The sequence below is a fragment of the Amycolatopsis sp. CA-230715 genome (assembly GCF_018736145.1).
In the GTDB taxonomy this organism is placed as follows: domain Bacteria; phylum Actinomycetota; class Actinomycetes; order Mycobacteriales; family Pseudonocardiaceae; genus Amycolatopsis.
On the sequence record NZ_CP059997.1, the window covers coordinates 4,496,524 to 4,515,899 of the forward strand.

General features: G+C 67.7%; 17 protein-coding genes. 8 read left to right on the forward strand and 9 right to left on the reverse strand.

Features of this window, described 5'->3' with window-relative positions; all coding sequences use genetic code 11:
- Positions 1–2: 2 nt before the first annotated feature.
- The 5 genes from HUW46_RS21450 to HUW46_RS21470 are packed head-to-tail and all read right to left on the reverse strand — an operon-like array spanning position 3 to position 9,321.
- The gene (locus HUW46_RS21450) at positions 3–1,820 is read right to left on the reverse strand and encodes a serine/threonine-protein kinase (RefSeq protein WP_215548968.1); all 1,818 of its coding nucleotides are present in this window, start codon (positions 1,818–1,820) and stop codon (positions 3–5) included.
- Positions 1,821–1,837: 17 nt separating this feature from the next.
- Positions 1,838–3,679: a serine/threonine-protein kinase gene (locus HUW46_RS21455; RefSeq protein ID WP_215548969.1), complete on the reverse strand. Its 1,842-nt coding sequence runs from the start codon at positions 3,677–3,679 to the stop codon at positions 1,838–1,840.
- The gene (locus HUW46_RS21460) at positions 3,676–5,553 is read right to left on the reverse strand and encodes a serine/threonine protein kinase (RefSeq protein WP_215548970.1); all 1,878 of its coding nucleotides are present in this window, start codon (positions 5,551–5,553) and stop codon (positions 3,676–3,678) included. Before HUW46_RS21460 ends, HUW46_RS21455 begins: the two co-directional genes overlap by 4 nt.
- A 25-nt stretch (positions 5,554–5,578) precedes the next feature.
- Positions 5,579–7,444, reverse strand: a complete 1,866-nt coding sequence (locus HUW46_RS21465) for a serine/threonine protein kinase (RefSeq protein WP_215548971.1) — start codon at positions 7,442–7,444, stop codon at positions 5,579–5,581.
- 17 nt (positions 7,445–7,461) lie between these two features.
- Positions 7,462–9,321 carry a serine/threonine-protein kinase gene (locus tag HUW46_RS21470; RefSeq protein WP_215548972.1) on the reverse strand — a complete coding sequence of 620 codons (1,860 nt, stop codon included), beginning with the start codon at positions 9,319–9,321 and terminating at the stop codon, positions 7,462–7,464.
- Between the two features lie 206 nt (positions 9,322–9,527).
- Here HUW46_RS21470 and HUW46_RS21475 point away from each other — a divergent pair, with 206 nt between their 5' ends.
- Both HUW46_RS21475 and HUW46_RS21480 read left to right on the forward strand, forming a co-directional pair.
- Positions 9,528–9,878, forward strand: coding sequence for a hypothetical protein (locus HUW46_RS21475; protein WP_215548973.1), 351 nt, complete (start codon positions 9,528–9,530; stop codon positions 9,876–9,878).
- 43 nt (positions 9,879–9,921) lie between these two features.
- Positions 9,922–11,001, forward strand: coding sequence for a transglycosylase SLT domain-containing protein (locus HUW46_RS21480; protein ID WP_331477285.1), 1,080 nt, complete (start codon positions 9,922–9,924; stop codon positions 10,999–11,001).
- Between the two features lie 65 nt (positions 11,002–11,066).
- Here HUW46_RS21480 and HUW46_RS21485 read toward each other — a convergent pair whose 3' ends face one another.
- A complete protein-coding gene (locus HUW46_RS21485) occupies positions 11,067–11,672 on the reverse strand; it encodes a L,D-transpeptidase (RefSeq protein WP_215550020.1) in 606 nt (201 codons plus the stop codon).
- A gap of 183 nt (positions 11,673–11,855) precedes the next feature.
- Here HUW46_RS21485 and HUW46_RS21490 point away from each other — a divergent pair, with 183 nt between their 5' ends.
- Complete coding sequence (locus HUW46_RS21490) at positions 11,856–12,965, forward strand: pyridoxal phosphate-dependent aminotransferase (protein ID WP_215550021.1); 1,110 nt, start codon at positions 11,856–11,858, stop codon at positions 12,963–12,965.
- A gap of 116 nt (positions 12,966–13,081) precedes the next feature.
- Positions 13,082–13,255 (forward strand): hypothetical protein, encoded by a 174-nt coding sequence (locus HUW46_RS21495; protein ID WP_215548974.1) that lies wholly within the window; start codon positions 13,082–13,084, stop codon positions 13,253–13,255.
- A 2-nt stretch (positions 13,256–13,257) separates the two neighbouring features.
- Here the strand turns inward: HUW46_RS21495 and HUW46_RS21500 are convergent, their stop codons facing one another.
- The 3 genes from HUW46_RS21500 to HUW46_RS21510 form a co-directional block, all read right to left on the reverse strand.
- A complete protein-coding gene (locus tag HUW46_RS21500) occupies positions 13,258–14,100 on the reverse strand; it encodes an SAM-dependent methyltransferase (protein ID WP_215548975.1) in 843 nt (280 codons plus the stop codon).
- Positions 14,101–14,192: 92 nt separating this feature from the next.
- Complete coding sequence (locus tag HUW46_RS21505) at positions 14,193–14,786, reverse strand: HAD family hydrolase (protein WP_215548976.1); 594 nt, start codon at positions 14,784–14,786, stop codon at positions 14,193–14,195.
- Positions 14,783–15,826, reverse strand: a complete 1,044-nt coding sequence (locus HUW46_RS21510) for a GntG family PLP-dependent aldolase (protein WP_215548977.1) — start codon at positions 15,824–15,826, stop codon at positions 14,783–14,785. Before HUW46_RS21510 ends, HUW46_RS21505 begins: the two co-directional genes overlap by 4 nt.
- A 112-nt stretch (positions 15,827–15,938) precedes the next feature.
- Between HUW46_RS21510 and HUW46_RS21515 the strand changes: the two genes are divergently transcribed.
- From HUW46_RS21515 to purB, 4 genes are all read left to right on the forward strand, one after another.
- A complete protein-coding gene (locus HUW46_RS21515; RefSeq protein ID WP_215548978.1) occupies positions 15,939–16,445 on the forward strand; it encodes a SigE family RNA polymerase sigma factor in 507 nt (168 codons plus the stop codon).
- Positions 16,438–17,169 (forward strand): hypothetical protein, encoded by a 732-nt coding sequence (locus HUW46_RS21520; protein ID WP_215548979.1) that lies wholly within the window; start codon positions 16,438–16,440, stop codon positions 17,167–17,169. Before HUW46_RS21515 ends, HUW46_RS21520 begins: the two co-directional genes overlap by 8 nt.
- A gap of 56 nt (positions 17,170–17,225) precedes the next feature.
- The gene (locus HUW46_RS21525) at positions 17,226–17,819 is read left to right on the forward strand and encodes a TetR/AcrR family transcriptional regulator (protein WP_215548980.1); all 594 of its coding nucleotides are present in this window, start codon (positions 17,226–17,228) and stop codon (positions 17,817–17,819) included.
- A 107-nt stretch (positions 17,820–17,926) separates the two neighbouring features.
- On the forward strand, positions 17,927–19,354 hold the full coding sequence (purB, locus tag HUW46_RS21530; protein WP_215548981.1) for an adenylosuccinate lyase: 1,428 nt from the start codon (positions 17,927–17,929) through the stop codon (positions 19,352–19,354).
- The last annotated feature ends 22 nt before the right edge of the window (positions 19,355–19,376 follow it).

Below are 19,376 nucleotides of genomic sequence, written 5' to 3' on the forward strand. Positions count from 1 at the left end.
GATCACGGCTTCGGTAGTTTCGCGGCAAGGGAGATGGCGAACTCGCGAGTCTTCGCGCAGGCGGCGTTCGCGTCGCCCTTCTCGTCGAGGTCCGAAAAGAACACCCGCACCGTGTCGGCCTTCTCGTCGGAGACCCGCAGCGGTGACCAGCTGATCGAGCAGAACACGCTCTTCGGATCGGGCGAGGACTTCATGGTCGCGGGCGTGCCACCGAGGTCGATCGGTGTCCCCTCGGTGTCCGGCGCGCCGCGGCCGAAGTCGACGCTCACCGAGTCCGGCTGGGTGAACTCGCAACTGCGCATCGTGGTTTGCAGCTTCCCGGTGACCGGCGCGCCGAGCAGCTTGGTGACCGCGGCGGGATCCGGCACGGCGCAGGGATCGAGCGGCAGCACGCTTCCCTTCGGCAGGTCGTGGTCGACCCCGCCCGCCCTGATCCGGTCGAGTGCCTGTCCCAGCGCGGTCCGCGCCTCCTCGCATCCGTCCGGTGTGGACTCTTCGTTCTCCACCGACACGCCGAACCCTTCGCTGCCGGGGATCGCGATCGTCGCCTCGCAGCCGCTGAGGTGGTTGATCAGCACCGGCTGGCCGTTGATCGGCGCGGCGGGCGCGGCGCCGTCCCGGTACACGGCGTAGCCGAGCTTCAGCTTCAGCGTCGGCCCCGATTCCGCCCGGTACGAGCACTTGCTCACGTCCGCCAGCCGGTCGTCCGGCTGGAACTTCCCGTACGGCGGGAGCGACATCCCCGGCAGGACCTTGCACGGATCGGTGCGCCGCAGCACCGTGAGGTCGAGCGGGTTCTGGTTCAACGGCGCCGCTGCGGGCGGATCGTCCGAACCGGACAGTCCGATCGCGACGATCGTGCCCGCCGCCACCACCGCGACCCCGGCGACCGCGGCGGCAGGAACCCACCGCCGCTTGCGTTTCGGCGGGGGCGGAACCGGCCACGACAGCGCGGCGCGGACAGCGGCTTCCTGCGCCGCGATCTGCGATTGCACCGAAGGCGGCCAAGGCGCCGGGGCGCTCTGGCCGAGGAAGTCCAGGATCTGCGACGGAGTCGGCCGCAGCGCCGGATCCTTGGCGAGGCACGGTTCCGCCAGCCGCCGTACCTCGGGCGGCACCCCGCTGAGATCCGGCTGGTGGTGCACGACCTGGTACAGCGTCTGCGGCGTGGAATCACCGGCGAACGGTCCGCGCCCGGTCGCGGCCATCACCAGCAGCGCGCCGAGCGAGAACACGTCGCTGGCCGGGGTCAGCGGCCTGCTCTCCGCCTGTTCCGGTGACATGAACGCGGGCGAGCCGATCACCGCGCCGGTGCCGGTGAGCTCGGTGCCGCCCTCGGTGGCGCGGGCGATCCCGAAGTCGATCACCCTCGGCCCGTCGGAGGTCAGCAGCACGTTGCTGGGCTTGAGATCGCGGTGCACGAGCCCGGCGCGGTGGATCTCGCCGAGCGCGGCGGCCAGCCCCGCGGCCAGCAGCCGGATCGACGGTTCCGGCAGCGGCCCGCCCGCGTCCACGGCTTCGCGCAGTGACGGACCGGCTACGTAAACCGAAGCGAGCCAAGGGGTTTCGGCCTCGGGATCGGCGTCGATCACCGCCGCCGTGTACGCACCGGACACGAGCCGTGACGCCTGCACCTCGCGCCGGAACCGCGCGCGGAAGGCGGGATCCTTGGCGAACGAAGCGTGGACCTGCTTGAGCGCGACGAGCCTGCCGTCGGGACCGGCGGCGAGCGCGACCCGGCCCATCCCGCCCTCGCCGAGCGAGGCGATGAGCCGGTAGGCGCCGATGTGACGTGGTTCGTTCGGATGTAACGCGTGCACCCGGTGAGTCTAGGAGCTCAGGCCTTCGGCAGCTTCGGGAGCAGCGCTTTGGCGAACTCCTGCGCCTGACGGCAGATCTCCGCGTCCGGCAACGGGTTCGACATCGTCCTGAACTGGACCTCGACGTTCTCCGATTCCTCTTCGGACAGTGGCTTGTGCGCCCAGGTCAGGGTGCAGTCCGCGCTCGCCGGGTTGTTGCGCGAGGTCACCGAAAACGCCTTCACCCCGCCGAGATCGACTTCCGCCGCCGACGGATCGGTACTCTTCTTCGGCGGGTAGTAGCGCTGCAACGAGACCTTGACCGAGCCCGCGACCTCCCACACGCAGGTGTGCAGATCCTCCGCGCGCACGCCGCCGATCGGGCCGAGGATGCCCTGCGCGACCGTCCGGTCCACCAGCTCACAGGGGTCCACAGTGGACAGCCCCGTGGTCGCGGGCGTCGCGGCTCGGATCCTGGTCACCGCGGTGCCGACCAGTGCCTTGGCCACGTCGCAAGTGGATTCTCCCGTGCGGTCGAGGTTCACTTCGACGGTCAGCTCGGGCGCGCCGGTGAGCGGCACCGCCGCGTAGCAGATTGTGCCGGTTCGGTCGACGAGCACCGGCACGCCGCCGATATCGCCCAGCTGCGTGGCTTCGGTGCGTTTCGCGCCGCCGATCCGCAGGCTGATCTGCTGGTCTCCCGCCTGGTAGAGGCAGTCGAGAAAACTGAGCGTTTTCAACGCCTTGAGCTTGCCGAGACCCGGTGCCTGCTGCCCGTCGAGGATCGGGCACGGGGCGATCCCGCGCACCTTCGGCGGCCCGAGCGGATCGGTGCTCACCGGGGTCGCGGCCGCGGGCGGTGCGGCGCTCGCGCTGCTGCTCGGGGCCGCCGCCTCGGTCCCGGTCGAGTTCACCGCGATGATCGTGCCCGCGGCGAGCACCGCCGCCGCACCCGCCGCGGCCAGCGCGATCCCGAGCGCGCGCTTGCGCGGCGGAGACTTCAGCGCCCGTCGCGCGGCTTGTTCGTGCTCCCCGACGAGTGCGTGCACGCTCGCGGGCCACGGCTGCGGAACCGGCACCAGCGGTCCGATGAGCTGCAGCAGCTGTGCCGGTGTCGGGCGCCGCGCGGGATCCTTGGCGAGGCACGGCTCGGCGATCCTGCGCACCTCCGGCGGCAGGAACCGCAGGTCGGGCTGGGCGTGCACGACGTTGTAGAGCGTCTGCGGGGTCGAAGCTCCGCTGAACGGCGCCTGCCCCGACGACGCCATCACCAGCAGCGCGCCGAGGGAGAACACGTCGCTGGCCGCCGTCACCTGCTTGCCCTCGGCCTGTTCCGGCGACATGAACGCGGGCGAGCCGATGATGGAGCCGGTGTGCGTCAGCTCGGTACCGCCCTGCGCGGCGCGCGCGATCCCGAAGTCGATCACGCGCGGGCCGTCACCGGTGAGAATCACGTTGCTGGGCTTGAGATCCCGGTGCACGAGCCCGACGCGGTGGATCTCCGAAAGCGCGCTCGCGAGCCCCGCCGCGAGGTGCCGCACCGAACCGGGCGGCAGCCGTCCCGCGCGGTCGACGGCCTCCTGCAACGACGGCCCGGCGACGTAAACGGAGGCGAGCCACGGTGTCGGCGCGTTCGGGTCGGCGTCCATGACCGCGGCCGTGTAGGCCCCGGACACCATGCGCGAGGTCTCCACTTCGCGCCGGAACCGTGACCGGAAACCGTTGTCGTGCGCGAAACCGGGATGCACCTGCTTGACCGCGACGAGCCGCCCGTCCGGCCCGGCGGCCAGCAGCACGCGCCCCATCCCGCCCTCGCCGAGCAGCGCGAGCGCGCGGTAACGCCCGATTCGGCGCGCTTCGTCGCGGTCGAGCGGCTTCACGGTTTCGGCAATCCAGGGATCATCGCGCCCGCGAAGTCCTTGACCTTCTGGCAGATCTCTTCGGTGGGCAGCTTCGCGTCACCACTGTCGCTCATGGACACGGTGACCTTCTGCGAGTTGCCCTGCCTGCTGGGCTTGTGGTTCCACTCCAGTTTGCAGGAATGGCTCGTCGCGGTGTCTTCACGGGTCACCCACACCTTGAACCCTCCTATTTGGACGTTCTCCTGCGACTCGTAGGACGCGCGCTCGGTGACCGCGTCGCCGACGCTCGCGCTGATCCACTTGGCGCCGCGCCAGGTGCACTTGTGCAGCCCGGTCACCTCGTTCTCGTCGACACCGCCGAGGATCTTCTCGATCGCGTCCTTGCTGACCGTGCCGCAGACGTCGACCGGGATGAGGCTGCCCTTGTCCTGCGGGTAGCGGGGCGGGTTGGCGCGCAGGGCTTTGACGGTCTCGGTCAGGACCTCCTGCACGATCTTGCAGCGGTCGCCCTTGGTCGTCGACGAAAACGCGGAGATCCCCATTTTCTCGGCGACGGGGTTCACGACGCTCGCGCGACACGAACCGTCGCTGTCATTGAGCTTTCCCGGCAGGCCCTCGAAAGTCGCGTCCTTACCCGAACTGGAAGCACTGTCGCCGACATCGATGTTCGCCAGTGCGACGTTGTCACCCGAGCCGTAGGAGCACTGGCTGTACTCGACCTGGAGGCTGTTGTCACCGGTGAGCTTTCCTGTGCTGGGCAAGGTTTTCCCGTCGAGCAGCTTGCACGGGTCGACCGTGCGCAGGTTGTCGGGCCGCAACGGATCGGACGGCGGTGGTGCCGCGGGCTGCGCGGCGGAAGTCGGCGCCGCCGCGGGCTCACCGGAGCCACCGCTCGCGACGATCGCCGTGGTGACACCGGCAGCCACGATGACGACGGCGGCCGCCGCGATCCCCACGATGAGCCCGGTGCGCTTAGGCTTCGACTCGGGCGCGGGTTCCGGCCGCGGCGCCCCGAGCGCGACTTCCACTTCGCCCTTCTGCCGCGCGATCTCCTGGTGCACGCTGGCAGGCCACGGTGTCGCACTCGGCGTCACCGCGCCGAGGAAGTCGAGGAGTTGGCTCGGCGTCGGCCGGTGCGCGGGATCCTTGGCGAGGCAGGGTTCGGCGAGCTGGCGGATGTGCGGCGGCAGCGTGGTGAGATCGGGCTGGCTGTGCACCACGTTGTAGAGCGTCTGAGGCGTGGAATTGCCCGCGAAGGGACTGTTCCCGGTTGCTGCCATGACCAGCAGCGCGCCGAGCGAAAACACGTCGCTGGCGGGCGTGAGCGCCTTCCCCTCGGCTTGCTCCGGCGACATGAACCCGGGCGAACCGATCACGGATCCGGTGTGGGTGAGGTCGGTTTCCCCTTCGGCCGCGCGGGCGATCCCGAAGTCGATGACGCGGGGCCCGTCGTCGGTGAGGAGCACATTGGACGGTTTGAGATCCCGGTGGATCAGCCCGACCCGGTGGATCTCCTCCAGCGCGGTCGCGAGCCCGGTGGCAAGGTAGTGAATGGACTCCGACGGCAACGGCCCGATCGCGTCGACGGTCTCCTTCAACGACGGCCCCGGCACGTACACCGATGCCAGCCAAGGAATCTGCGCGTCGGGATCAGCGTCCATCACGGCGGCCGTATACGCCCCGGACACCATCCGCGAGGCCTCGACCTCCCGCTTGAACCGCGACCGAAACCCGTCATCGTGCGCGAAACTGGGATGCACCTGCTTGACCGCGACCAGCCGCCCGTCGGACGCCACCCCCAGCAGCACCCGCCCCATACCGCCCTCACCGAGCGACGCCACCACCTGGTACCGCCCGATCCGACCAGCATCCCCAGCACTCAACGGCTTCATCGAACTCTGCTCTCTTCAGTCCTGCTCACGGCTTGGGCAACCGAGGAATCATCGCCGCCGCGAAGTCCTTGACCTTCTGACAGGCGGTGTCCAACGAAAACGGCGCCATCCCTGCGTGCGGCGCTATAGGATTTGACATGGAGATGCTGACTTGCTCAGGGTAGTCGTCTCCGCGTGATTGCTGCTCCCAGCGCGCCTCACAGTTTTGATAATGAGCGCCAGAGTCGGTTCTTATGATTGCTACCTTTCGACCCGAAATAGTCGTCTCTTCATTTGAGCTGGTCGCAGGAGGGCCGATTCGAAATTCGACGTCGAGCTCGCGCTCGCCAGCATATGAGCAACTGTGCTCATCTCTGTTCGATCTCGGTTCGGAATGGCCGATGATCTGGTTTATCGAGTTTATTGGAACTACGGTGCAAGGATTTGTAGTGGCAATACTTCCGGGGTCTGAGGGGTACCTGGGTGGGTTGGTGCGTACCGTTCGTATCGTCTCGACCAATGCGTCGCGTACCGTTCCGCATCTGTCCTTGGTGTCGCCGATCAGACTGGCTTCCAAGTACATTCCATCTGTTGTCGGGTATCTGGCCGAGACGGTACAAGAGATCCCGGTTTTCTGGATCTTTGCTTGTAGTCCTTCGATTTCCACGGGATCTCCGGGGTTCGGCGACAACGTGGATATGTCGATGGCGACACCGTTTTTGAAACTTGAATCCACGAAATTGCAGTCGCTGAACTGGTGCTGTGATCGCCTAACACTCGACAGGAGGCCGAGTTCTCCTATGGGTTTGCCATCGAGGACTCCGCACGGATCCACGCTGAGCATATTAGTAGTTGTCAACGGTTCAACTGATGCGGCGCTTGCCGGGATAGAAGGTTTGGGCGCGTCCGGTTGCCTACTTCTGGCGATGAACGTTGTTATTCCCGCAATGACTACGACACCGGAAAGGGTCGCGCAGAGTACTGTTTTCTTGCGGTTTTTCGGTTCGACGGGAGCGGGCGCTCGGGGAGAACCCAGTGCTGTCTCGGCGTCGTCTTTGCAACGCTGGATCTCCCAATGGACAGACGGTGGCCACGGTGCAGTGGTCGGCGTCGCCGTGCCGAGATGGTCAAGAATTTGCCGAGGAGTTGGGCGGTACGCTGGGTTCTTGGTGAAGCACGGCCGGACGAGTTGCTGGAGGTGTGGCGTTAAAGTCGTCAAGTTCGGTTGGTTGTGTACGACGTTGTAGAGGGTTTGTGGTGTGGAGTCTCCCGCGAAGGGACTGCTTCCGGTTGCTGCCATGACGAGCAGCGCGCCGAGCGAAAACACGTCGCTGGCGGGCGTGAGCGCCTTCCCCTCGGCTTGCTCCGGCGACATGAACCCGGGCGAACCGATCACGGATCCGGTGTGGGTGATATCGGTGATGTCCTCGGCGGCGCGGGCGATGCCGAAGTCGATGACGCGGGGTCCGTCGTCGGTGAGGAGCACATTGGACGGTTTGAGGTCGCGATGGATGAGTCCGACCCGGTGGATCTCCTCCAGCGCGGTCGCCAGTCCGGTGGCGAGGTAGTGGATGGACTCCGTCGGCAGCGGCCCGATCGCGTCGACGGTCTCCTTCAACGACGGCCCTGGCACGTACACCGATGCCAGCCAAGGAATCTGCGCGTCGGGATCGGCGTCCATCACCGCCGCGGTATAGGCCCCTGACACCATCCGGGAGGTCTTGACCTCCCGGATGAACCGCGACCGAAACCCGTCGTCATGGGCGAAACTGGGATGTACCTGTTTGATCGCGACCAGTCGGCCATTCGGTGCCACCCCCAAGTAGACCCGTCCCATCCCACCCTCGCCGAGTAGTGCGACAGGCTGGTAGCGGCCGACAAGGTGCGCTTCATCGGGATTCAGAGGTTTCATGAGCCAGGTCCCGGTAGCTACTTTTTGGACATGTTCGCGATTATGGCCTTGGCCGCCTCGAGGCTGTGGGCACAAGACTGGTCCCGATTTACGTTACCTATTGGCGAATAATAGGTGTCCAGCACCTCTTTCGCGTCACTGTCCGTTGCTGTGTTCAACCAGGTGTGATGGCAGATATTATTTTTCGGGTCGTTGCTTCGTTCCTCGTGGACTTCGGTACCGTTGACATTCGTGCTCGTCCCCTTGAGGTCGGACTTATCGCCGAAGGTCAGGCCGAAACCGATTGTTTGATACTCGCTCGACCAGGTGCAGCTGTGCAGGTCGTGCCGCTCCTTGATCGCCTTCCCATTCAAGATTTTGTTCGCGGTGGCGTCATCGAGTGCGGTGCACGGGTCGCTCCCGAGATAACTTCCCTCGTGGTCGGGTAGTTGCGCTGGATCATTCTTCAGATTGCCTACGATAGTGATCAACGCTTGCTGTGCGGCCTGGCAGATGTCACCGGAATTATTCTGGACGTTGGCGCCGATCAGGACGGACTTCAATTCCGTTGGCTGGACAAGGCGCTGACACGCAGGGCCTTCCTTCTCGTTGTACTTCATCTCACGAACCGGGTGCTCATCGATGTAGGACGCACGAGGAAGTGGGTCGCCGGTGGTGTTCGTACCCAGGTTGATCATCAGCTTTCCCCCGGTTGGAGACTGATACTGACAGGTGCCGAATGAGTTGTTCTCCGGCACCGTGGTCTTGCCCAGCAGTGGTATGGAATTCGGATCGAGGAGCTTGCACGCGTCGACCATCTGGAGGCGTTCCAGGCTCAGCGGGTCTGGGTTGCGGGGTGGCCGGTTCGCGGCGTTGGTCGAATCGCTCGTCAGTTTCGATACGGCGAAGACGGTGCCGCCCGCCAGAATCAAGGTAGCCACGATGGCGCCCACGGTGATCAAGACTCGTTTCCGCTTGTTGCCCGCACCGGGCTTGATCGGTGGTGGCGGGGGTTTCGCGAGGAATCGGCCGACCTCTTCCTTGTGCTGCGCGATCTGCGCGTGCACGGGCGGTGGCCACGGCATGCTGGCGTAGCGCACGGCGCCCAGGTAGTCGAGGAGTTGGGCCGGAGTGGGGCGGTGCGCGGGGTCCTTCGCGAGGCACGGTTCGGCGAGCTGGCGGATGGGTGGCGGCAGCATCGCCAGGTTGGGGTGGGTGTGGACGACGTTGTAGAGCGTCTGCGGGGTGGAGTTCCCGGCGAAGGGGCTCTGTCCGGTGGCCGCCATGACGAGCAGCGCGCCGAGGGAGAACATGTCGCTGGCCGGGGTGAGCGACTTCCCCTCGGCCTGCTCCGGGGACATGAAGCCGGGTGAGCCGATGACCGAGCCGGTGTGGGTGAGGTCGGTGTTGCCCTCCGCGGCGCGGGCGATGCCGAAGTCGATCACGCGCGGACCGTCGTCGGTGAGCAGGACGTTGGACGGCTTCAGGTCCCGATGGATTAACCCGACCCGGTGAATTTCGGTGAGTGCCGACGCGAGTCCGGTCGCCAGGTAGCGGATCGATTCGAGGGGCAGCGGGCCCGCCGCGTCCACCGCTTCCTTGAGTGACGGGCCGGGTACGTAGACCGACGCCAACCAGGGGATGTCCGCCTCGGGATCGGCGTCCATGACGGCGGCGGTGTAGGCGCCGGACACCATGCGCGAGGTCTCGACTTCGCGACGGAAGCGCGAGCGGAAGCCCTCGTCGTGTGCGAAACCGGGATGAACCTGCTTCAAAGCGACCAAACGACCGTCTGGCGAGGCGCCGAGCAGGACCCGCCCCATGCCGCCCTCGCCGAGCGAGGCGAGCAACCGGTAGCGCCCGACCTGCCAGGCTTCGCCCGGGTTCAACGGCTTCATGTCACTCTTCCCTCCCAGCGTGATGCTACAAAGCGTGCACGGCCGCGATGCGACGCGCGCCGCCGGGTGGGAGTTCCGCCAAACCGCACACGGCCTGCAGCGGAGGTTCTACAGTGTGCGTTGAAACGCCAGGGTGCCCTGGAACCGCCGCGGTGGCCGACGCGTCAGACCCGGCGGAAGCGACATCGCGAAGGGGAGACGGAACCGTGCCGAAGTACGAGATCGACGCCATGCGCTACGTCGCGGGCAAGGTCGACAAGCTGCATGAGGAGTTCAAGAACTCCAAGGCCGCGGTAACCGGCATCCAAGGCAACAACCCCTTCGGCGAGATTCGTCATCCTGATGACCACGACCACACGAAGCCGCCGACTCATCCCATGCCTTCTGACAACATGGCAAACGGAGTCGGAAAGTTCACCGAGGGCGCGCAGGGCGAGTTCGAGGCTGGCGCCAACCATATGGCGGCAACCAGTGACTTTCTCCGGACTGCGGCGAGCATGATGGAAGAACAGGACAACCAGGCCGGGGACGCGCTTAAGCGCACGGAGAAGCAGTGAATTCTATGGTGGACCGGAAGACGCGACCGGCTAGGGGGAAATAGTGGCACCCGTTGTTGTTCCCGGCAACTGGGCTGGCGTGATGGCGCGTGCGGGCCAGCTTGACAAAGTTGACCCTGGGAAGATCACCGAGACGGCGCAGCAGTTCAGGTCGGCGGCGGGAAACTCGAACGATCATGTGGACGGCATGAAAGCTGCTGCTGGTCACTTGAGTAACGGCACCTGGCAGGGCGATGCCGCAGACAAGTTTTTCGCATATGTCAATGAACTGGCCTCTCAAGGAAAGAAGTTCAGCGACAGACTGGATGAGGTCGCGGGCGAACTCGAAGGTCTTAGGGACACCTTGTCGGGCCTCAAGTCGACTATTGCGCAAGAGCGAACCAGTACAGATACTGAGATACGGAATACGGTTAACGACACAAATAAGAAAATTAGCACACTTGAGAGTCCTGCCGACGGCGCGAAGCCCGATCCTGGCGCCGCCGAAGCACTTCGTGCTCGGGTTCAGGGTGAACTCGATACGAAGGCAAACAATTTCGACACGCGGCTCACAGGTCTTCTGGGGCAGGCCAACCAGGCATTAACCGACGCGGAGACCAAGTCCAAGCAGGACATCAGCGCTGGGTACTCGAAAGTGAAGCCGCCTCGTGGGGGCGGTGGCGGTACGCATGCTTCGCGGTCCGGTGGGGGCGGCGGAGGAGGGGGCGGAGGCGGCGGTGGTGGCCTCGGTTCCAGTGGTGGGCCGCCGCCGGGTGGGCCGCCGCCGGGCAACGTGGACTCCTGGATCCGCGAGGCGATCAAGATCCTGCAGGCCAACGGGATCCCGGTGACCGACGCGGACATCCAGAAGATCTGGACGATCATCGAGAAGGAGTCCGGCGGCAACCCGCACGCGATCAACAACTGGGATTCGAACGCGGCGAAGGGGACCCCGTCCAAGGGGCTCATGCAGTGCATCGACCCGACGTTCCAGTCGCACAAGCTGCCGGGGCACGACGACATCTACAACCCGGTCGACAACATCATCGCCGGTGTCCGCTACACGTTCTCCCGCTACGGGGGCTTCGACGGGCACCCCGGCCTCAAGGCGATGGCGCACGGCGGCGGTTATCAGGGCTACTAAACGCAAAACCGGTGCCCGCCTCCCCCTGCGAGGGGCGGCGGGCACCGTCTTTTGTGGAGTGGTCCTTACGCGACGACCTGCACGGTGTCGCCGATGTTGAGCGTCGAGAAGAACTTCTGCGACGCGGCCTTCGACAGGTGGATGCAGCCGTGCGACGGCACCTTGAGGCTGCCGGTGTGGAACGCGTCGCCGGGGTAGAAGAACACCGAGTTCGGCATGGGCGCCATGTCGAACTGCTTGCTCAGGTGCATCTTCTCCTTCGAATACACATGGAACGTGCCGGTCGGGGTGGCGTGCCCCTTGCGGCCCGAGGTCATCGGCACCGGGCCGTAGACGACGTTGCCGTCCTGCACGAGCCAGGCTTGCTTCGAGGAGATGTCCACGCACGCGCCGGTGACGACGTTCGCGCACGGGATTCCGGCCGCCGGGGCGGGCTTCGGCTTCTCTGCGATCGGCTTCGCGGCGGGCTTCGCGGGAGGAACCGGAGCCTCCGAAGGCGACGAAGTCGACGAAGACGGTGCCGAAGTGGACGGTGCCGAAGAAGCGGGGACCGAAGCCGCGGCGGGCTGCGCGCCACCGGCGGCGGGCGCGCTGTCGGTGCCGCCACCGGAGCAGGCGGCCAGCACGGCGGTCGCGGCCAGTGCGGCGAGTCCGACGACGATCTTCTTGATACCCACGAATAACCCCCGATAGTCAGTCCTTTGTGGTCTTTTCACCCTCCTAGACGTGGCTGGAGCCGGTTAGGTTGTCATCGCAAGGTCACGAACGGGCCACCGTCCTACCCTGGGCGGGTGACCGAGCATGCTCCCTTCCCCGGCCCAGCCCAGCGCGCGAACGTGCCGCCCTTCCACGTCATGGACGTCCTCTCGGCCGCGCAGGCGCGGCAGCGCACGCACGGTGACGTCGTCCTGCTCGCCGCGGGGCAGCCGACCGCGGGCGCGCCGGCGCCGGTGCGCGAGGCCGCTCAGCGCGCGCTGGCCGACGGCGATCTCGGCTACACCGTCCAGCTCGGCATCCCGGAGCTGCGGGAGGCGGTCGCTGGCCACTACGTCACCCGCTACGGCCTGGACGTGAGCCCGGACGAGGTGATCATGACGACCGGATCCTCCGGGGGCTTCCTGCTGTCGTTCCTCTCCGCGTTCGAACCGGGCGACCGGGTGGCGATGGCCCGCCCCGGTTACCCCGCGTACCGGAACCTGCTGTCCGTGCTGGGCTGCGAGGTCGTCGAATTCGCCACCGACGAGCGCACCCGCTTCCAGCCGACGGTCGACCTCCTCGACGAGCTGGGCCCGATCAACGGCCTGGTGGTGGCGAGCCCCAGCAACCCGACCGGCACCGTGCTGCCGCCCGGCGAGCTGGCGGCGATCGCGGGCTGGTGCTCGTCGCGCGGGGTGCAGCTGGTCAGCGACGAGATCTACCACGGCATCTCCTACGGCGCGGAGGTCGGCTGCGCGTGGCAGAGTTCGCGCGACGCGCTCGTGCTCGGGTCGTTCTCGAAGTACTTCGCGATGACGGGCTGGCGGCTCGGCTGGCTGCTCGCGCCGCGACGGCTGCACCGGGCGATCGACGTGCTGACCGGCAACTTCACCATCTGCCCTCCCGCGCTGGCCCAGCGCGCCGCGGTCGCGGCGTTCACCCCGGAGTCGTACGCGGAGGCCGACGCGCACGTGGAGCACTACCGGAAGAACCGGGACGCGCTGCTCGACGGGCTGCGCGAGATCGGGCTGGGCAAGGTCGCCCCGGTCGACGGCGCCTTCTACGCCTACGTCGACGTCTCCGAGTTCACCTCGGACAGCCTCAGCTGGTGCCAGCGGCTGCTGGCGGACACCGGGGTCGCGATCACGCCGGGTATCGACTTCGACCCGGTCGACGGCGGCCGGTTCGTGCGCCTGTCGTTCGCGGGTGCCCGTGCCGATCTCGACGAGGGCGTGCGCCGCATCGGGGACTGGCTGACCGCGGGGTAGGTGGGAACCCCGATTTGTCCCTGAACGTTGGGGTGGGCACAAGCTTTTCCCGCCGGGACGTGGGAGTCTTCAGGCAGCGGGCCGGGTGGCCTGCGCAAGGCAACCGGAGGAAAGAAATGTTCTGGAAGATCGTCGGAACGCTGATCGTCGTCTGGCTGGCGTTCACCGTGCTCGGCTTCGTCGTCAAGGGGCTGTTCTGGCTCGCGGTGATCGGTGGCGTGCTCTTCCTCGGAACCGCGGCCTACGGCGCCATCAAGGGCAGGGGTGACTCGAAGCGGCTGAACCCCTGACCTCAGGGTTTGCGGGCCACACCGCCGAGGGTGGTGTAGTTGACGGGCGAGAGCGGGTGCAGCCGCGGCCCGTCCGGCCACCACTCGTGGGGGTGTTTGAGGCCGGGGTCGACGAGTTCGAGACCGTCGAAGAGGGACTCGATGTCCTCGCGGCTGCGGTAGAGCGTGTCGAGCCCGGTACCGCGGAACCGGTCGTCGAGTGAGTCGGCCACGCGCGCGGCTTCGCTGCCGTCACCGGGGTTGAACTGGTGCGCGAGCACCAGGTACGAGCCGGGGGCCACCGCGTCGACGTAGGCCTTGACCACTTCGCGCGCCTCGTCGAGGTCCTTGATGTGGTGGATGATGCCGCACATGATGACGCCGACGGGGCGGCTGAAGTCCAGGTACTTGGTGATTTCCGGGTCGGCGAGCGATTCGGCCGGACGGGTGATGTCCGCACCGGACACGTGCGTGTACTCGTTTTCCTCGAGCACCGCGCGGCCGTGCGCCTGGACCACCGGATCGTTGTCGACGTAGACCACGTGCGCCTCGGGGCGGTAGCGCTGCGCGATCTGGTGCGTGTTCTCGGCGGTGGGGAAACCGGACCCGAGGTCGAGGAACTGGTCGATCGCCATCCGGTCGGCGAGGAACCGGACGGTCCTGACCAGCCAGTGGCGCAGTTCCCTCGCCATGTGCTGCGCTTCCGGCGCGATCTCGAGGATCTTGCGCAGCACCGCGCGATCGGACTCGTAGTGGTCGTGCCCGCCGACGAGGGCGTCGTAGACCCGCGCGATGCTCGGTGTGGCCGGATCGATCCGCACCAGTACCGGCCCGTCGTCGGCGGACCGTTGTTTCGCTGCGGGCATGGGAACCCCAAGGGTTTTGACGCTCTGTGGATGTGTCGTGACCCACACTAAGCTACCGCCTCGCACCCGTGTAGTCGGATGGGCCGTCAGGGTTACTTTTGCGGCTCCAGCCAAGATCGCGCTTCGGCGGCGCCGAGCCACCGGTGCGCGCGGATCCCGATCTCGCCCGCTCCGTCCACATTGGACTGACGGTCGTCGAGGAACAGGCAGTCACCAGGCGAGGCGTCCAGCCGCGAAAGCAGTTCGCGGTAGATTTCGGCGTCCGGCTTGGCCATTTTCACGTCACCGGAGAACAGGAGCACCTCGAACAACTTCGAGAACTCCTGCCCCTCCACCCACCGGCCGAACGACGACGGCGCGTTGGAAAGCAGCGCCAGCGAAGCACCCGCCTCCGACAGCGCCTCGAGGAGTTCCAGCGACGACGGCTCGAGATGGGACCAGCCCTCGATGTCCAGTTCGGTCAGTTTCGCCGACATCGCCTCGTCGACCTCGGCGCCGACCGCGTCCCCGATCGACCGCCAGTACTCGATGTCGGACGAGCCGCGGTCGTACGGCTCGCGGAGCCCCCAGTACGCGGCCTCGAATTCGGTGACGTCGGCGCCGAGCGCGGCCGCCAGCTCCGGCACCGCCTTGGTGCGCGAACACAGCACCTCGCCGTAGTCGAACACGATCCAATGGCGGCTCACTGGTTTCCCCCGTTCAGCCGGCTTTCGATCCGGAGCAGCGCTTCGTCGATGTCGTCGTCGGAGAGGTCGCGGTGCAGTACGAACCGCACCTTCCCGGCCATCGGCAGGGCGTGCACCTCGGCCGCGGCCAGGGTGTCGAGCGTGACGTTCACGTCGGCGACATCGGCGAGCACGATGTTCGTCTGCGGCTCGGTGATCTCCCAGCCGAACTCCGCGAGCCCGCTGGCCAGCCGCCGCGCCTTCCGGTGGTCCTGTTCGAGATCGCCCATCTGGTCCAGCCCGACGAGCGCGGCCGCGGCGAGCACGCCGACCTGGCGCATCCCGCCGCCGAGCATGGCCCGCGTGCGGCGGGCCCGCTCGACGAAGTCCTCACTGCCCGCGAGGACCGATCCCGCGGGCGCGCCGAGCCCCTTGCTGAAACACGCCGAGACGCTGTCGACGCCGACGGTCAGCGCGGCGGGCGGCAGGCCGAGCGCGACCGCGGCGTTCCAGATCCGGGCCCCGTCCAGGTGCACGGTCAGCCCCGCCTGCTTCGCGGTGGACAGCAGGCGCGCGTGTTCGTGCGGCGGCGTGACGGCGCCTCCCGCGGCGTTGTGCGTGTTCTCCAGGCACAGAAGCGTGGTGCGCAGCGCGTAGTACGGGACGCTGCGCGAGCCGATCGCCGAGGACAGCGCGCTCGGCGTCGGGCGGCCGGGCCCGGCGTCGTGTTCGAGCGCCTCCGGCATGCCGCCCGCGAGCCACGCGGCCGAGCCGAGTTCGTTCGCCAGCACGTGCGCGTCGCGCGGCGCGAGGAACCGGTCGCCCCGCCCGAGGTGCAGGACCAGCGCGATCAGGTTGGCCATCGTGCCGGTCGGGGTCCACAGCGCGGCGGGCATCCCGAGTAGCGCCGCGGCTCTTTCCTCCAGCGCGCGCACGGTCGGGTCGGCCCCGTACACGTTGTCGCCGACCTCGGCGGACGCCATCGCGCGCCGCATCGTTTCATCCGGTCGAGTGACGGTGTCCGAGCGGAAATCGATCGCTCGTGTCGCTGCGAAGGTCACGGTTAGATCACATCACATGGCTGGGTGGCTTCGTTCGGGTGGGCGTGCAACGGTGGACGCCGCCCGATCCGTCTCTCCCCCTGAACGCACGACGAAGCGGAGAACAAGCCGCGTGGACCAGCGCGACGAGCAGGAGTTCGCGGAGTACTTCGCCGCAAGGCGCGACTCCGTGCGCCGCACCGCGTACATGCTCTGCGGTGACTGGCATCGCGCGGACGACCTGGCGCAGACCGCGTTCGTCGCACTGCACCGGCGGTGGCGCAAGATCCGCGACCGGGCCGCGACGGACGCCTACCTGCGCAAAACGCTCGTCAGGGCCTCGATCGACGAGTCGAGGAGGCCGTGGCGGAGGGAACGGTATGTGGACGAGATGCCGGAGCCGGAGCAGGCGCCCGTCCGCGTCGACGAGCAGGTGGCGACGCGGGAGGACCTCCTGGCCGGGCTGCGCAAGGTGCCGCCGAAGCAGCGGGCGGTGCTCGTACTGAGGTACTTCGAGGGGCTGGACGTGGCGGGCGTCGCGAAGGCGCTCGGCTGCAGCGAAGGAAACGTGAAGAGCCAGACGGCAAGGGGGCTGGCGAACCTGCGCGGCGTGCTGGAGGAGGTGGACACGCGTGGATGACCAGGAGCTGGAGACCCTGTTCTCCGACGCGGCGGGCGAACCACCGCCCGCGTCCTTCTCCATCGGCGACGTGCGCGCCTCGTCGGCGAGGGCGGCAGCGCGCCGCCGCACCGTGCTGACCTCGGCCGCCGCGTCCGTGGTGCTGCTCATCGCCGGGTTCGCGGTCGTCGGATACCTCTTCTTCGCCAGGGCCCAGCCCGCCAACGACACCGCGAGCGCGCCCGCGCCCGGCAAGTCCGCACCGCAATTCAGCGTGCAGGGGCAACCGGGGCCCACCCCCGCGCGTCCACCGAATGCGAACACCCAGACTTCCCCGACTCCTAATCCCGAGCAGGGGGGTGAAGGGTCAGGGGAGACCGGCCCTCGGGCCGGGAGCACCTCCGGGTGCGACCAGGTCGACCGGGATCTCGCCACCGCCCTCGCTGGCGAGATCCCGGTCACCGCTGGAGCCCAGCCGTCGCCGGGCCGCGCCTGTTCGACGGCGGCGCGGTCCGCCGGGTTCCCGGTGGTCGACGGCGCCAACGCGGGCACCTACTCCGTGGCGCTCTACCCGCCGGGAGTGCCCGTTCCCAGGTCGGTACCGCCGCAGGGCGCGGCGCTCGCCGAACGGCAGACGGCGAAGGGCGGCACCCTGGTGGTGCTGAGCGCGCCACAGCCAGGATCGTCGGCCCCGTTCCCGAACGACGTCCAGCGCGTCGCCACGAAACTCGCCGCCCAGTTCTGACGGCGAAGTCCGCGGGTCGGCACGGCCAGGGTGGCCGTGGGGCAAGATGGGGCAGCATGACCGCAGCCGCGAGCACGCCCAAAGGTGAGCGGCGCCGTGCCGCCCTCGTCGAGGCCGCCGCCGATCTGCTGGTCGAGGGCGGGTTCGACGCGATACGGCACCGGGCGGTCGCGGAGCGCGCCGGACTGCCGCTGGCGTCGACCACCTACTACTTCGACTCGCTCGAAGAACTCGTCACGGCCGCGGTCGAGCACCATTCGCGGGTCGAGCTGGCGCAGGGCCGCCGGTGCCTCGAAGACCTCGCGACGCGGGACCGCGACGTGAACGCGCAGACCGACCTGGTGCTCGAACTCCTCCTCGGCCCCGAGCAGGAGGACCGGGAAGCCGACGCCGAAGCGGTGCTCCTGCGGTACGAACGCCTGGTCGTGACCGGCCGCCGGAAGTACCTGCGCCCGCTGATGAGCGAGCTGAACGTCGAGCTGCGCAGCCTGATGCTGGAGATCTTCGAACGTTCCGGCTCGCCGATGACCGAGGACGAGCTGTACCGGCTCATCGCGCTCGTCGACGGCGCGGTGGTGAACGCGCTGGTCGCGGTCGACCCCGAGCCGAGGGCGGCCGCCGCGCGCATGCTGCGCAGCGCACTGAGCTGAGCGGTGCTGTGCCAGTAGATATCAAACCGACCGAAAGCAAGCGATTCGCGCAGGTCGAGCGTTCTTCTCCGGCGGCTTGCTTTCGGTCTCATTGCTAACCTGTGGCCGTGACGGACAAGCCCCGCATTCCGAACGTCCTTGCCAGCCGCTACGCCTCGCCGGAGCTGGTGTCGCTGTGGTCGCCGGAGCAGAAGGTCAAGCTGGAGCGCGAGTTGTGGCTCGCCGTGCTCCGCGCGCAGCACGAGCTGGGCGTCGAGGTCGGTGACGGGGTCGTCGAGGACTACGAGCGGGTGCTGGACCAGGTGGACCTGGAGTCCATCGCGGCGCGCGAGCGGGTCACGCGGCACGACGTGAAGGCGCGCATCGAGGAGTTCAACGCGCTCGCCGGGCACGAGCACATCCACAAGGGCATGACCTCGCGCGACCTCACCGAGAACGTCGAGCAGCTGCAGATCCGGCGCTCGCTGGAGCTGGTGCGCAGCCGGGCCGTCGCGGTGCTGGCGAAGCTGGCCTCGCTCGCCGTGGAGCACGAAGACCTGGTGATGGCGGGCCGTTCGCACAACGTCGCGGCACAGGCGACGACGCTGGGCAAGCGCTTCGCGACCGCCGCCGACGAGCTGCTGGTCGCCTTCGAACGGCTCGACGAGCTGATCGCCCGCTATCCGTTGCGGGGCATCAAGGGCCCGGTCGGCACCGCGCAGGACATGCTCGACCTGCTCGGCGACGAGTCCACTTTGGACGAACTGGAGGACAGGGTCGCCGGGCACCTCGGGTTCGACCGCCGGTTCACCAGCGTCGGCCAAGTCTACCCGCGTTCGCTCGACTTCGACGTGCTGTCCTCGGTGGTGCAGATCGCCGCCGCGCCGTCGAGCCTGGCCAAGACGATCCGGCTGATGGCGGGCCACGAGCTGGTCACCGAGGGCTTCCAGCCCGGCCAGGTCGGCTCGTCCGCCATGCCGCACAAGATGAACACGCGTTCGTGCGAACGGGTCAACGGGCTCGCCGTCGTGCTGCGCGGCTACCTGTCCATGCTTGGCGAGCTGGCCGGTGACCAGTGGAACGAGGGCGACGTCTCGGATTCCGTGGTGCGCCGGGTCGCGCTGCCCGACGCGTTCTTCGCGATCGACGGGCTGCTGGAGACCTTCCTCACGGTGCTGCGCGAGTTCGGCGCGTTCCCCGCGGTCGTCGCGCGCGAGCTGGACCGGTACCTGCCGTTCCTGGCCACCACCAAGGTGCTGATGGCTGCGGTGCGCGGCGGCGTCGGCAGGGAGAGCGCGCACGAGGCGATCAAGGAGAACGCGGTGGCCGTCGCGCTCGCGATGCGGGAGGGCCAGGCGGAAAACGACCTGCTCGACCGGTTCGCCGCGGACGACCGGCTGCCGTTGGAACGGTCCGAACTGGACGCACTGCTGGCCGATCCGCTCGGCTTCACCGGCGTGGCGACCAGTCAGGTCCAGACCATCGCGAAACGCGTGGAAGAGGTGCTGGCGCGGTTCCCCGAAGCGGCGGAGTATGTGCCGCAGCCCATCCTGTGAACTCGGGCACCCGCCCACAGGA

Bases quoted from the DNA above. Each gene is read 5' to 3' on its own strand.
- HUW46_RS21460 (WP_215548970.1), bottom strand. From the start codon at position 5,553: ATGAAGCCGTTGAGTGCTGGGGATGCTGGTCGGATCGGGCGGTACCAG.
- HUW46_RS21465 (WP_215548971.1), bottom strand. From the start codon at position 7,444: ATGAAACCTCTGAATCCCGATGAAGCGCACCTTGTCGGCCGCTACCAG.
- HUW46_RS21470 (WP_215548972.1), bottom strand. From the start codon at position 9,321: ATGAAGCCGTTGAACCCGGGCGAAGCCTGGCAGGTCGGGCGCTACCGG.
- HUW46_RS21490 (WP_215550021.1), top strand. From the start codon at position 11,856: ATGGACGTCCTCTCGGCCGCGCAGGCGCGGCAGCGCACGCACGGTGAC.
- HUW46_RS21495 (WP_215548974.1), top strand. From the start codon at position 13,082: ATGTTCTGGAAGATCGTCGGAACGCTGATCGTCGTCTGGCTGGCGTTC.
- HUW46_RS21500 (WP_215548975.1), bottom strand. From the start codon at position 14,100: ATGCCCGCAGCGAAACAACGGTCCGCCGACGACGGGCCGGTACTGGTG.
- HUW46_RS21525 (WP_215548980.1), top strand. From the start codon at position 17,226: ATGACCGCAGCCGCGAGCACGCCCAAAGGTGAGCGGCGCCGTGCCGCC.